The 13,206-nt window shown below is 58.0% G+C and carries 12 protein-coding genes; 7 read left to right on the plus strand and 5 right to left on the minus strand.

The genetic code is table 11. The annotated features are described in order from the left end of the window. Positions 1-317: autotransporter domain-containing protein (locus AC781_RS13920; RefSeq protein WP_176712481.1), on the plus strand; the 317-nt coding region annotated here is incomplete at its 5' end. A gap of 331 nt (positions 318-648) precedes the next feature. Here the strand turns inward: AC781_RS13920 and AC781_RS02350 are convergent. From AC781_RS02350 to AC781_RS02360, 3 genes are all read right to left on the minus strand, one after another. Next, positions 649-2,865, minus strand: a complete 2,217-nt coding sequence (locus AC781_RS02350) for a family 20 glycosylhydrolase (RefSeq protein ID WP_172801725.1) — start codon at positions 2,863-2,865, stop codon at positions 649-651. 197 nt (positions 2,866-3,062) lie between these two features. Then, complete coding sequence (locus AC781_RS02355) at positions 3,063-3,872, minus strand: enoyl-ACP reductase FabI (RefSeq protein WP_067772895.1); 810 nt, start codon at positions 3,870-3,872, stop codon at positions 3,063-3,065. Between the two features lie 36 nt (positions 3,873-3,908). Further along, positions 3,909-4,361, minus strand: a complete 453-nt coding sequence (locus tag AC781_RS02360) for a YbjN domain-containing protein (protein WP_067772898.1) — start codon at positions 4,359-4,361, stop codon at positions 3,909-3,911. 193 nt (positions 4,362-4,554) lie between these two features. On the opposite strand from AC781_RS02360, the gene AC781_RS02365 reads away from it, so the two are divergent. From AC781_RS02365 to AC781_RS02385, 5 genes are all read left to right on the plus strand, one after another. Further along, complete coding sequence (locus AC781_RS02365; RefSeq protein WP_067772901.1) at positions 4,555-4,992, plus strand: hypothetical protein; 438 nt, start codon at positions 4,555-4,557, stop codon at positions 4,990-4,992. 93 nt (positions 4,993-5,085) lie between these two features. After that, the gene (locus AC781_RS02370; RefSeq protein WP_067772905.1) at positions 5,086-5,559 is read left to right on the plus strand and encodes a RidA family protein; all 474 of its coding nucleotides are present in this window, start codon (positions 5,086-5,088) and stop codon (positions 5,557-5,559) included. Positions 5,560-5,818: 259 nt separating this feature from the next. After that, complete coding sequence (locus AC781_RS02375) at positions 5,819-6,400, plus strand: bactofilin family protein (RefSeq protein ID WP_083076427.1); 582 nt, start codon at positions 5,819-5,821, stop codon at positions 6,398-6,400. A gap of 92 nt (positions 6,401-6,492) precedes the next feature. Continuing rightward, the gene (locus AC781_RS02380) at positions 6,493-7,152 is read left to right on the plus strand and encodes a bactofilin family protein (protein WP_067772908.1); all 660 of its coding nucleotides are present in this window, start codon (positions 6,493-6,495) and stop codon (positions 7,150-7,152) included. Continuing rightward, positions 7,149-9,641 (plus strand): ATP-binding cassette domain-containing protein, encoded by a 2,493-nt coding sequence (locus AC781_RS02385; RefSeq protein ID WP_067772911.1) that lies wholly within the window; start codon positions 7,149-7,151, stop codon positions 9,639-9,641. The genes AC781_RS02380 and AC781_RS02385 overlap by 4 nt, the downstream gene beginning before the upstream one ends. A 10-nt stretch (positions 9,642-9,651) precedes the next feature. Here the strand turns inward: AC781_RS02385 and AC781_RS13215 are convergent, their stop codons facing one another. Together AC781_RS13215 and rpiB are read right to left on the minus strand one after the other, a co-directional pair. Then, the gene (locus AC781_RS13215; protein ID WP_083076430.1) at positions 9,652-10,260 is read right to left on the minus strand and encodes a TatD family hydrolase; all 609 of its coding nucleotides are present in this window, start codon (positions 10,258-10,260) and stop codon (positions 9,652-9,654) included. A gap of 75 nt (positions 10,261-10,335) precedes the next feature. Continuing rightward, entirely contained in the window at positions 10,336-12,021 is a 1,686-nt protein-coding gene (gene rpiB, locus AC781_RS02400) for a ribose 5-phosphate isomerase B (RefSeq protein ID WP_067772920.1), read from the minus strand. Positions 12,022-12,613: 592 nt separating this feature from the next. Between rpiB and AC781_RS13605 the strand changes: the two genes are divergently transcribed. Beyond that, the coding region (locus AC781_RS13605; RefSeq protein ID WP_141675705.1) for a tetratricopeptide repeat protein at positions 12,614-13,206 on the plus strand (593 nt) is incomplete at its 3' end.

Here is a 13,206-nt window from a genome sequence, read left to right on the forward strand (position 1 = left end):
CGGTAGGAGTGGGCGGCCGCTACATCGCCTCCGTCGGGCAAAACCTCTTCAACCGGACGGCCACCCTCGAAGCGCGGGCCATGCTCCTGCAGGACGTGGGAGACCGGCAGGTAGAAGCGGACGTAGCCTTTGCGGACGCGAAAGGGTACAAACGCACGGTAGAAGGAATCAAACCCGGAAGCACGGGAGTGGAAGTAGGCCTCGGACTCACGATACCGGTCGAACTGCAAAGCAGCATCTTCATGGAAATCAACCTTGATGCGCGCAGCCGGAGCACGGAAGTAAGCGGAGGAATCGGCTACCGCTACAACTTCTAAAGGAACGGCGCAAACCAACCGACCGCAACCACGCAACGGCAGAGCCGGAGGGGAAATGCCCCCTCCGGCTTTTGCGTATCGTGATATAAACATTGTCAATGCAATCCGGATGTATTCTCGCATAAGGCCTCCCGCCAGCTTGCAGCCGGGCATAAATCAACAGGTTCAAGGCCGCATTCCCCCCCCCCCTGCTTTTATCCCTTCCTGTTACGCGCCAATAACCTTGCCCTGCACTGGCTCGTTGTGCCCGAACGACGGCGGCCAGTTCTCCTCTGCGACAAAAAAAGGGCTGCCTTTGCATGAAGGCAGCCCTTTGTTCATGGAATGATTTTTATTGAGGATTCACCGAGAATTTCAGTCCGAGGTACTCCCTCACATTCATATAGTCCGCACCTTCGACAGGCTGAACCGGGACGAATGTGAACATCCACCGCCGGGCGGATTTATTGTTCGGAGCTTTCACCAGCACATGGTTCCAGCCCTTGTTCAGACGGATCATCGTCGGTTCGCGGTACTGGTAATTGTGATCCACATGGGAAACTCCCTGATTGGGAGTCTTCCAGACGGGAGGTGCGATTTCCTTCCCGTTGACCCAGAACTTCGTGTCGGCATGGAACCACTTGCCCGGCACGCTGACGGGACCGTTGCGCCAATCGGATGTAGGCCATGTCTGCCCACTAATCCAGAAAGGCACATCCTGCTCCTTGGGCGAGTAAATATACGTTGTCGCATAATAGGTCGTATTGACGCCGGGATGCGCGCCCATCTTGCCCTTGTTGAACAAAGTCGGGAAATCGCAATAGTGCTTGAAAATAATCGTCGCGCCCGTATAGATTTCCTTATGGACACTGAACTTCCCACCGTCGGGAGCCGTGTAGGCCGTTTCCACCTTACCCGTCTTCAGCATCTCCTCGGGGCTGAACGAAGTATCCGTCTTGCCGCCATGCGGGAACGGGCCGACAATCTTCCACGGAATATTGGACTGGCGCACATAATTGAACGGCTCCTTCCAGGAGAAACGGTCGCGCAACGCCACAAGGCGGTCTTCGAACCGGGCGAACTTCTCCAGAGCCGGATCCCCCTGCAAAGGAAGGTTGCTGAAATACGAGAAATACTCGTCTGCCATCGGCGCCACCTTGCCCGTGGTTCGGCGCGGCTCGGTGAATTTCAGAACTCCGTTCCACAAGCCTTCCCCACCTGCTGCGATACTCACGAGATTCGGATTCTGCGTCAAATGGTGGGCCGAATCCGTCATCGGCAAGTCCGGGAAACTGCATACAAAACCGCCAAGCCCCTTGGCACCCTGATACGGGCACGGGCGACGGAAGAAATAAGTCATTGCCGCCTCGAAGGGATCCAGATGGTTCGTGTAATTCTCCTGGCTGTCGATATATTCGGCACCTGACGACGGCCACGCATGGCGGGCCTGCCTGCCCATCCAAAGCTGCTCGACCGGTTTGTATTGAGCGTCCGGATGAATGCCGGGCTGCCAGCGGATCGCCTTGCGCCCAGCCTTCTCCACGGCGGCAAAATACCGGGTCACCGTAGCCTTGCTGACCACTTCCGGCCCTCGGGCTTCATCCGTGCCGATATGAATATACGGCATCTTGTCTGCCGGAACGAGCGAAGCCAGCTCGGCAATCAACTTCTCGAGAGCTTCCGTTGCACGGGGATCTTCCATTTTGGTAATACCCATGGCGCGACGGAACGCGGCGGAATGTCCCGGCATGTCCATTTCCGGAACAACCGTAATATTGCGCAGGCGGCAGTATTCCACCAGATCCTTGAATTCCTGCTGGGTATAATATTTGCCCGGAAAGCGCGTAAAATGTTTGGCATCGTTCAACTGCGGGAAAATTTTGCTCTCCAGCCGCCAGCCTTCACCTTCTGTAAAATGGAAATGGTACACATTCATCTTGGCGCGGGCCATGGCATCGATTTCCTTGTGAATCAGGTCGATGGGCAAATAATTGCGGCCCACATCGTTCATAAAGCCGCGGATGGCATAATCGGGATAGTCCGTGATGGAGCACACGGGCACCGTCGTCACGCCGTTCCGGCGTACGATCAGCTGCTTCAGCGTCTGGTAACCGTAGTAAAGCCCCTTCGTGCTGCGAGCCGTCACCGTCACCTTGCCGTCGGCAATGGAAAGCAGATAGGCTTCATCCTGCCTGTCGGCAGGCACACCCGGCAAATCCTTGTCCGCTATGGAAAAGTCAATGGCAAGAGCTTCTTTTCCTGTACCATCGGCGATATGGTGGCTCTTCAGATACTCCCCGAGTTCTTTGACGATCAATTTCATCTGCTCGGAGTCCGCCTGCTTTCCCGTAGCGGCAAGAGAAACGGAGGCTTCCTTGAAAGCAAGGGCTTTACCCTTCCAGTCGACTTTCTGCGGCATCGGCATCAAAGGCGGCGCATCGACGGCAAACCTCATGTAATTGTCACCGTCGCACGGATAAAGCTTCTCCGAAGGAATCGTTTCAGCAGCCGGAGCCTGCCCGCAAAACAAGACCATCCCTAGCGCCATGATGGAAGTAAACTTAGTCATCGGCGCCATGATACCATGAGAAACGAATTCATCAAGCTAAAAAGGCCATCTCCACAGCATTCGAAACACGCGCAAAGCACAGATTGTCCATCCGTTATATAAATGATCGGTTCATGCTGCACCCATCCTTTCGCCAAACGAAAACAAGGCGCACCCGGTCAGGATGCGCCTTGTGTCAAATTCAGGATGGACAATCCTTACATGCCCATGATTTCGTAGCCGCCGTCCACATAGAGGACCTGGCCCGTGATGCTGGCGGAACCTTCCGATGCGAGGAACACGGCAGTAGCGCCCAGCTCTTCGCCGGAGCAGGAACGGCCCAGAGGGGCGCGGTCCGCATACACCTTGATCATTTCCCCGAAACCGGAAACGCCGCGGGCGGCAAGCGTCTGCACGGGACCGGCGGAGATGCAATTCACACGGATATTGGAGGCACGCCCCATATCGTAGGCAAGATAGCGAGTCGTCGCTTCGAGGGCTGCCTTGGAGACGCCCATCAGATTGTAGTTCGGCACCACCTTTTCGGCACCGAGATAGCTCATGGCGATAATGCTGCCGCCATCCTTCATCAGAGGCTCGACGCCACGCGACAGGGCAATCAGAGAATAGGCGGAAATATCGAGCGAAGTCTTGAACGCATCGCGGGGAGTCTTCACGAAACGTCCGCCAAGCGGGCCTTCGATCGGATTGCCGGCTTCATCCTTGCCGGGAGCGAATGCCACGGCATGCAGCAGCATATCCACACGATCCGTGCAGGAGGCCACATTGCGGAAGAACTCGTCGATGGCTTTATCGCAGGACACATCAAGGTCGAACACCGGGGTATCTTCCCCGAAAGATTCCCTCACCAGCTTGACGACACCGTCCTTCAGGCGTTCGCCCTGATAGTTGAAAATCAGCTTGGCTCCGGCATCATGCCATGCCTTGGCAATCGAAAACGCAATGCTGCGCTTGTTGGCGACGCCGACGACGATGCCGACCTTTCCTTCCAATGGTTTGCTGCACATAATATGGTTGTATGTTGGTAAAAGGGTTCCGCACGGTCAGGCGGAGAATTCGCGGGAAATGATCTCGGCGTACTTGTTGGCCATATCGACACCGGTCGCTTCCATGTTGCGAACGGCATTGGCGACTTGTTCGCCGCTCAGTTCAAGGCCTTCGACGACGAGCGTCTGGCGGAAATAGACATACCCGGCTTCCATGTCGAGCATGAATGAACCGTGCGGCTGATTGGCGTTCAGCGACTGCAGCAGCAGACCCACTTCGGCGTAATCCTGCGACGCAATGCGGGAAGCGAAAAGCACGTCGAGAACCAGCGTCAGGGGCTTCTGCACCTCCGTGAACATGAAGCTGCACGGAAGAGACGTATCGAACTGCACGTAGGCAAGACCGATCCTGTCTCCGGGATCGCCCGGCATCGTGATCCATTCGAACTCTTCTCCGCGCTTCAGCAGAAAGGAGCTTACATCATTCAAAAGACTCTTTGGCTTGTCCATAATAAGACTTGGTATATTTCTGTTCCCCAGCATTCGCAGATCGGAATGCCCTCTTTTCGCCTTGAATCTACACTGCGGCGAAGCCATCGTCAAGCCAGAGCTTCGTTTCCGGGGCAAATAAGACGCAGAAATGACGCACCGCGCCGCCTGTTTCCCCTTTGACAAAGAGAGCCGTTTTTGTTATCAATCAGGCATGCGACATCCCTTTTCCATCCTTCCGGCAACCGCCGCCGTCCTGTTCCTCGCAGGATGCTCTCCGGACATGCCGCAGAACCCCGACTTTGCGGACGCCTCCATCACCGTTTACCGCGCCGGCAAACCGAACGATCTGCCTTCCGCCGGGCGCGAAGACGTGCAGCAAAGCCTCCGGACATGGTGGAAGAACACCTCAAGCAACCCCGGCATTCCGGATTACGTGACCTATGCACCCGATGTCACCATCCGAACGCCCGAACTGAATATCAACCTGCAGAAACACCGGACCATCATCGGACTCCGCGACGAAGGAAGCCGCGCATGGCTCCAGTATTCCCGGGCCTCCAACGGAGATGACGAAGCCTTGCGCACGGCACTGCAAGCATGGGAAGCACAGGAGCGCACCCAACAAAATACGGGAAAAAACGGTCACTGACGATTTACTTCCTTGCGTCCGCCAAGCTGCTCCGCTAAAGTGCAGGAAGGCCGAATCACGGCCAGCTATTCCATTCAACCAAGATCAACAACCATGATTTTCAACAACGATCGACTCATCGAACTCGGCCTGTCCATACATCCGGCACCCGAACCCGTCGGCTCCTACGTCCAATGCGTCCAGGCCAACGGCCTGCTCTACCTCTCCGGCGGCATCTCCGTCAATGGCGACCAGGGCATCTACGGCAAGGTAGGTCAGGACATCGACCTCGCCACAGCCCAGCAGGCGGCACGCTATGCGCTTCTGAACCGCCTCGCCGTCATTGAAAAACATCTCGGAGGCTTCGACCTGCTCACCCGCATTGTCGCCGTCAACGGCTTCGTCAACTGCACGCCCGACTTCACCGACCACGCGAAAGTCCTCAACGGAGCTTCCGACCTGCTCGTCGAACTCTTCGGCCCGGAAGCCGCCCACTCGCGCACGGCCGTCGGCGTCGCATCCCTCCCCCTCAACGTCGCTGTCGAAATCAGCATGATCGTCGAGTGCGAAACGGACTACGCAGGCTGAAGCGAACATCCTTCCCTCTTGGCAAACGTGCAGGAAACTTCTCCTGCACGTTTTTTTGCGGAAGCATGAAAGACCACTGCTGCCACAGACGTAAAACTGATGTCGGGAACCAACATGGAACACCCTGCCGGCAGCGGCTCCACAAGCGGGCAACTTTTTCCCGCTTGACGAATTTTCTCATTGAAAAAACGTCGCTTACACGATAGGATAACCGCGTTGCGTACTTGAGCGCTCAAACCTTTCAACCATACTGCATACCATGTTCAAAAACTACAAAAAAGTCACTCCGGCCGAACCTGCTCCCGCTCCTTTCGATAACGACGACATCGCCAATGCATGGGCCGCCCCGGCTCCAGCTCCGGAACCCGTCGTCCCCGAATCCCTCTTCAGCAATCCCGCCCCCGTCTCGAACTTCACGCCCGTATCCCATACCCCGGCTCCCGCCGGCTCCGTCCGCAACGTGCTGAACTCCGACGTCTCCGTCGTCGGCACCCTCCGCTTCACGGACGACCTCCTCGTCGACGGTTCCGTGGAAGGCGAAATCACATCCGACGGCGTACTGACAGTCGGAACGAACGCCAGCATCCAGGCCGAAATCAAAACACGCTCCGCCATCATCCACGGCCGCGTCACGGGCAATGTCACCGTCACCGACCGCGTCGAACTTTCCTCCACGGCCGAACTCGTGGGCGACGTCATCGCCTCCTCCCTCGCCATTCAGGCAGGAGCAGTCTTCATCGGCCGCTCCACCGTCGGATCGCCCCAGTCCATCCCGACCCCGGTCATGGACACCAAAAAGCACAAGGCGGAAGACAAACCCGCCGCCGATCTCCTCGGCTGATCCCGGACGCGCCGCACATCCAGCCTTGACAGGGAGAGCCGTGATACGACGGCATCTCCCTTTTCAGGCAGGAACCTGCCTTGCCACCCGCCGTGAACTTCCATCCCAAGCCGCGCATCACCGAAACTTTGTCCGGCATACTGTCGGAAGAAGAATTGCGGATTCAGCGCGACAAGGAAAAAATACGCGAGCGGCCTGCCCGGCCCCCACACATCCCCACGCGTGCCGTCGTCTGCTACGAATGCAGGCGCTCATCGGAAGTCCCCTTGGCGGCGCTCTCCGCCAAATGCTGCTACTGCCACGCCTACATCAACCTCGGGGACGTCACCATCTTCCCCGGCTCCTCCAAAAGGCGCATCCGCACGCAGGGAGACGTCCTCATCCGATCCGACGTCAACATCAACCACCTGAACATCTGCTGCCATAAGCTCGCCATGCAGGGCAAAGGCTCCGGCTCCTTCCACTGCACGGGCACCATGAGCATCTCCAGTGAAACATCCGTAGCCGGATGGATCACCGCCCACACCCTGCACATCGAGCGGCGCGGCTCCGTCACCCTGCGCAAGGGAGCGCGCGTTCAGGACGCCCTCATCCAGGGCACCCTCATGGGTACCATTCAGGCCATGGGCCGCGTCACCATCGCGCGGGGAGGCCGGCTGCTGGGGGACGTCGCCGCCGCCGAACTCGTCATCGACGAAGGAGGCATCCACCGCGGCCAAAGATTCCTGCCTCCGCAACAAACCACAGCATGACCCCCGACATCCAGATCCGCGGAGCCGCCCAGAACTATCTCCGGCATCTCGACCTCGACCTGCCCTCCGGCAAAATCATCGCTCTCATGGGGCCGTCCGGATCGGGCAAATCCACCCTCGCCTTCGAAACTCTCTTCGCCGAATCGCGCCGCCGCTTTCTCGACTGCCTCGCCCCGCGTGCGCGCCAGCTCCTCGCCCAGCCCGAAAAACCCGCCTTCGACTCCATCACAGGCCTTCCGCCCGCCCTCTGCCTTGAGCAGAACATCCCTGCCGGACACACCCGCACCCTCCTCGGCACACTCACGGAAACCCTCGACTACCTCCGCATCCTCTATGCCGCCATCGGCGTACCGCATGACCCGGATACAGGCGCACAGCTTACCAAACTCAGCCCGGACGAAATATCCGGCCAGCTCGACGCCCTGCCAGAAGGCACGCGGCTCACCCTGCTTGCACCCCTTCCTCCCGGCTTCGGCAGCGACCTCGAATCCGACATTCTCGACTTCCGCAAGCAAGGCTACCTTCGCATCCGGCTTCGCGGAGAAATCCTCGATCTGGAAGACATCGCCCCCGGCACGGACACCGCGAATGCCGAACTCGTCATCGACCGCATCGTCGTGCGCCCCGGCATCCTCTCGCGGCTGGCAGACTCCCTGCAGACCGCCCTCCGCATCTCTCCCGACGAGGTACGAGCCATCGTTCAGGAACCCGGAGCCGCTGAAGAAACCCGCACCTACTACACGCGCTACCGCAACAACGAAACCGGATTCACCCTGCCCGACCTCTCCCCGAAAAGCTTCTCCTACCACTCGCCCGCAGGAGCATGCCCCGAATGCCAGGGAAGCGGCACCATCCAGCAGAACGGTAAAGAAACCCTCTGCCCCGCATGCGGCGGCTACCGGCTCAATGCCACCGCCCGTGCCGTCACCATCGACTTCGCCGCCCGCATCCTGAACCTGCCAGCCTTCTGCGCCCTCACCATCGACGACAACATCGCCCTTCTTCCGCAGGCCGCCATTCCCGAAGCCCTCTCCGCTCCCGCCCGGCAAATCATCGACGAACTCTCCAAACGCCTCCACTGCCTCCAATCGCTCGGCCTCGGCTACCTCAGCCTCGCACGCCCCGTCTCCACCCTCTCCGGCGGAGAAATCCAGCGTGCCCGGCTCGCGGGACAACTCGGCGGCGGACTCTCGGGCGTCCTCTACATCCTCGACGAACCCACCATCGGACTCCACCCGCAGGACACGGAAAAACTCATCTCCGCCCTGCAGCAACTCCGCGACAAAGGCAACACCATCCTTGTCGTCGAACACGATCCCCAGCTCCTCGCCATCGCCGACCACATCGTCGAAATGGGGCCGGGCTCCGGCCCCGAAGGCGGCGCCGTACTGGCACAGGGCAGCTACGCACACATTCTGCAAGATCCCTCCTCACCCAGCGGCGCGTGGCTCTCCGGCCGCAAAACCCTGCCCGCCGGGCAACCTCTCGATCTCGCATCCTGCACATGGGCCACCCTTCGCGATGCCCATGCGCACAACCTCCGCCACATCGACTTCACCTTCCCGCTCGGCGCCCTCTGCTGCCTCTCCGGCCCCTCCGGCTCCGGCAAATCGACCCTCATCGAAGACTGCCTCATCCCCGCCATCCGTGAAGGCAACCTTGAAAACGGCTCCACCATCACCCGCACCATCGTCATCGACCAGCAGCCGCTCGGCCTCTCGCCGCGCTCCACTCCGGCCACCGCCACAGGGCTGCTGGATGTCCTCCGCCCTCTCTACGCCTCCCTGCCTCTCTCCAAGCAACGGGGCTACACCGCAGCCCGCTTCTCCACCAACACGCGCGGAGGCCGTTGCGAACGCTGCGGCGGCACCGGCCTGCTGGAAGTGGACATGCACTTTCTGGCAGACGTGTATGCGGAATGCGATGCCTGCCACGGCCAACGCTACAACCGGGAAACCCTCGAAGTCACATGGCGCGGCAAATCCATCGCTCAGGTCCTCGCCCTCAGCGTCGCCGAAGCCCTCGAATTCTTCCGCCCCATCCCGGCAGCACGCAACATCCTGCAATGCCTTCATGACATCGGCCTCGGCTACCTCACTCTCGACCGCTCGGCCACCACGCTCTCCGGCGGCGAAGCCCAGCGCATCAAGCTCGCCACCCACCTTGCCAAAGCCTCCCCGAAATCCGGAAAACGCCTTGGCACAGGCGAACACATCCTCTTCATCCTCGACGAGCCCAGCACGGGACTCCACTTCCACGAAACGGCGCTCCTGCTGCAAGCTCTCCATTCCCTTCGTCAAGCCGGGCACAGCATCCTGTGCATCGAACACCACACCGGCATCCTCAAAGCCGCCGATTACCTGATCGACCTCGGCCCCGGCGCCGGTGCAGACGGCGGAACCATCGTCGCCCAGGGCACTCCGGCGGAACTCATTGCCCGGGGAGAACAAGGCATCGCTGCATGGCTCGGCAGCATGCCGGAATCCTGACCGGCCCGGCTCACCTCGCCGCCAGCTCCTGCAGCAGCCGCACCGCCTCAGGCAAAGAGGCAGGCTCATCATCGCTCTCCGCCGCCAGCAACTCCTGCGGAATACAGCGCAACCTCTCCGCCGCCTTCGGCGATCCCAGCTCCCGCACACCGACGGAAAACCGCCCGCCCAGCTTCACCGCCTCCTTCGCCAGCTCCGGCGAACCGTTCCACGCATGCAGCAAAAACGGAGGAAGCGCCTTGCGTCGCCCGCGCTCACGCAGCATATCGATCAGCCTTCCCCATGCCTGAGAGCCGTGCAAATGCACGCTCCGGCCATATCGAAACGCCGCATCGAGCTGCACATCCAGCACCTGTACCTGCTCCGGAAGAGAACCCCGGAACTTCGGCGAAGCATCCAGCCCGCATTCCCCCACCTGCGCCCGGGGAAACATTTCCAGATACCCTTCCAGATCCTTCCGCAAACGCTCGGCATCCACCCCGGCGGCATACCACGGATGCACGCCGAGAAACGGCACCATGCCGCAAGTTTCCAGCACGCGATCCCAATCCTCCCGGCGCACGGCGCAGAGATTCCCCGGAATACCGGAATCGACATGCGTATGGGCATCGAACAACATGGCAGCCTTTCAGGAAAAAGGCTCCGCAAAACACTTGCGGAGCCTTGAAAAAATACCGGAACAACCTTCCAGCGCTTACGGCATCGGGAAGGCGCGGTTGAACGCCGTCACTTCTTCACGCAGCGCGTCGTAGGCCGAAGGGTCGGAATGAATCTGCTGGGCGACAAAAATCGCCAGCGTGCGGGAGATGAACTCCGCTACCTGCTCCACATCTTCTTCCTTCATGCCGCGGGTCGTCACGGCAGGCGTCCCGATGCGGATGCCCGACGGCTTCATCGGAGAACCCGTGTCAAAGGGAATCGAATTCTTATTCACCGTGATACCCACCTTGTCCAGAGCCACCTGTGCTTCCGCACCGTTGATACCCTTGTTGCGAAGGTCCACCATGAACACGTGATTGTCCGAACCGCCGGAAACGATACGGAAACCGAGATCGGCGAGCTTCTTCGCCATGGCCGCCGAATTGCGCACCACCTGCGTCTGGTATTCCTTGAACGAAGGTTTCAACGCTTCGCCGAAGCAAGCCGCCTTCGCAGCGATCACATGCATCAGCGGACCGCCCTGCGTACCCGGGAACACGGTGGCGTCGAGCTTCTTCGCAAACTCTTCCTTGCAGAACACCATGCCGCCGCGCGGGCCGCGCAGGGATTTGTGCGTCGTCGTCGAAACGAAATCGGCATGAGGAATGGGGGACGGATGCACGCCCGCCGCCACAAGCCCGGCGATATGGGCCATGTCCACGAAAAGATACGCGCCGCAAGCCTTGGCGATCTTGCCCATGCGCTCGAAATCGATCGTACGGGAGTAGGCGCTCGCACCGGCCGTAATCATCTGGGGCTTCACTTCCATCGCCATCTTTTCCAGAGCGTCGTAATCGATCGTCTCCGTTTCCTGCGACACGCCGTAATGAACCACATTGTACAGCTTGCCGGAGAAATTGGCGAAATGGCCGTGCGTCAAATGGCCGCCATGGGAAAGATCCATCGTCAGAATCGTATCGCCGGGCTTCAGCACCGAGAAGTAAACGGCCATATTGGCCTGAGAGCCGGAATGCGGCTGCACATTCACGTGATCGCCGCCGAACAGCACCTTCGCACGGTCGATCGCAAGCTGTTCCACCTGGTCCACGACTTCGCAACCGCCGTACCAGCGCTTGCCGGGATAACCTTCCGCATACTTGTTCGTCAGCACCGAACCTTGGGCTTCGCGCACGGCACGGGATGCAAAATTCTCGGAAGCGATCAGCTCGATATTGTTATTCTGGCGATCCTGCTCTTCCTGAATCAGCTTGGCGAGATCGGGATCGCTCACGGCGAGAGCGCTGCCTGCGCCCTTCAGCAAACGCTGCTCATGGCGGCCGCCTTCATACTCGGCTTCGAGCCAGGATTCGAGAATTTCAGGCACATCGTCGGAATTCACGAACCCGGCAGCAAGGCAAAGCACATTGGAATTGTTGTGATTGCGGGAAAGAATAGCCGGAACAGCCGTGCGGCAGAGAGCGGCACGGATGCCGACCCAGCGGTTGGCGGCAATGCTCATACCGATACCCGAGCGGCAGATCAGAATGCCGCGATCGCTCACACCGTCCACCACCTTGCGGGAAACGGCATTTGCATAATCGGAATAATCGCAGGACGATTTGCTGTAGGTACCGACATCATCCACCTCATAGCCCCATTCCTGAAGCTGATCGACGATGACTTCCTTCAAATCCACCCCGGCGTGATCGGAGCCTACAGAGATACGTAATTTCTGGTTCATGGTGTGAGCATGCACTGAATGCCCGCCCACTATACAGGACACCACCGCCGACATCAAGCCCCAAGTCATTCATACAAACAGGAGATTTCCTTCATATTCATCATGAATACCGCCTCCGCATGGCGATGATGAGAAAAGGGGAGATCGTCTCATACGGCGATGGCGAGAGGGTTTTCACCGTTTCAACACATATCTCTACACGTACCAATGTCTTGTGACGAAAAAATATTATCAGGGGTTGTTTTAGAAAAAAGATAAAAAATTCTCCTCCGCAAAACCAAGTATGTCGCGAATACTACCCCACCAGTTAGGGAACAAAGACCACATTTTACAAAAAGTAAAAATAACTGAAACAAAACACTTCTGCTGTTATTTCTTCTTCTATTCGCCATACAATATAAAACAGAAATTGACAAAACACTAATTTGTCTGTATAGAGAAAACAACAATCGGTTTTATGATCCCCTCCCCTTATTCTCCCCACGCAACCGACGAACCCGCAATCCCTCAACGACATGCCTCGCGCGCACCGATATACGGAGCAGGTTATAAAGGTTTATTCTAAAGATATAGTTCTTTACACCACAGCAACATGAAAACAATAATATACTACAGTATGGCCTTTTTTCTTCTGGCGCATACAAATTATGCTTCGGAAATAAAAGCTCCCCCCGCCTCCCATGAACAAAACACTTCTCTTACCATTTTGATTACACAGGCGGAACAGGGTGATCCCAAAGCGCAAGTCGCCTTGGCGCTTCGTTATGGGAAAGGAGAGGGAGTTCCCAAGGATTATCAAAGGGCAGTAGAATTGCTTCATAAGGCGGTAGATCAAGGGTATGCTGATGCTCAATGTATATTAGGCGGGTGTTATCATCAAGGTAAGTTGTTGCCACGAGATTATCATCGTGCTTTTGACTTAACTATGAAAGCCGCTCTACAAGGGCATGGTAAAGCGCAATACAATCTTGCTGCTTATTATTTTAACGGAGACGGTACCTCAAAAGATCATATTCAGGCTTTTGAATGGGCGTCCAAAGCAGCTCGACAAGATAATGCAGCTGCTCAATATCTCCTTGGCCGACTTTATGACAGTGATATTGACAACACCCAGAACCTAGAAAGAGCCTTTGAATGGTACATGAAAGCTGCACTCAAAGGAAACTCTGACGCACAGAATAGCAT

Source organism: Neoakkermansia glycaniphila, assembly GCF_001683795.1.
Classification (GTDB): domain Bacteria; phylum Verrucomicrobiota; class Verrucomicrobiia; order Verrucomicrobiales; family Akkermansiaceae; genus Akkermansia; species Akkermansia glycaniphila.

Bases quoted from the DNA above. Each gene is read 5' to 3' on its own strand.
- AC781_RS02350 (WP_172801725.1), bottom strand. From the start codon at position 2,865: ATGACTAAGTTTACTTCCATCATGGCGCTAGGGATGGTCTTGTTTTGC.
- AC781_RS02355 (WP_067772895.1), bottom strand. From the start codon at position 3,872: ATGTGCAGCAAACCATTGGAAGGAAAGGTCGGCATCGTCGTCGGCGTC.
- AC781_RS02360 (WP_067772898.1), bottom strand. From the start codon at position 4,361: ATGGACAAGCCAAAGAGTCTTTTGAATGATGTAAGCTCCTTTCTGCTG.
- AC781_RS02365 (WP_067772901.1), top strand. From the start codon at position 4,555: ATGCGACATCCCTTTTCCATCCTTCCGGCAACCGCCGCCGTCCTGTTC.
- AC781_RS02370 (WP_067772905.1), top strand. From the start codon at position 5,086: ATGATTTTCAACAACGATCGACTCATCGAACTCGGCCTGTCCATACAT.
- AC781_RS02375 (WP_083076427.1), top strand. From the start codon at position 5,819: ATGTTCAAAAACTACAAAAAAGTCACTCCGGCCGAACCTGCTCCCGCT.
- AC781_RS02385 (WP_067772911.1), top strand. From the start codon at position 7,149: ATGACCCCCGACATCCAGATCCGCGGAGCCGCCCAGAACTATCTCCGG.
- AC781_RS13215 (WP_083076430.1), bottom strand. From the start codon at position 10,260: ATGTTGTTCGATGCCCATACGCATGTCGATTCCGGTATTCCGGGGAAT.
- rpiB (WP_067772920.1), bottom strand. From the start codon at position 12,021: ATGAACCAGAAATTACGTATCTCTGTAGGCTCCGATCACGCCGGGGTG.